The following is a 264-nucleotide window of genomic DNA, read 5'->3' as shown; positions in this document are numbered from 1 at the left end:
CGGTCGTGCTAGCGGCGGGCGAGGGCACGCGGATGCGCTCAGCGCGGCCCAAGGTGCTCCACGAAGTAGCCGGCCGTTCCCTCCTCGCGCATACGCTCGCCGCGATCGCCGGCGCGAGGATTGGCGACGTCGCTCTAGTGCTCGGACCAGATCGAAATGATGTCGCAGCGCAGGCGGCCCACGCATGCTCCTTCACCCAGACCGAGCGGCGCGGAACGGCTCATGCCGTCCTGGCGGCGCGAGAAGCCATCTTACGAGGCTACG

1 protein-coding gene is annotated in these 264 nt (G+C 69.3%); it reads left to right on the top strand.

From position 1 onward, the window contains the following. Positions 1 to 5 precede the first annotated feature (5 nt). On the top strand, positions 6 to 264 hold a 259-nt coding region (locus RMT89_RS43580), incomplete at its 3' end, for an NTP transferase domain-containing protein (RefSeq protein ID WP_399499022.1).

The organism is Streptomyces sp. P17, assembly GCF_032436805.1.
In the GTDB taxonomy this organism is placed as follows: domain Bacteria; phylum Actinomycetota; class Actinomycetes; order Streptomycetales; family Streptomycetaceae; genus Streptomyces.
This window is presented reverse-complemented; position numbering and strand designations above follow the sequence as displayed.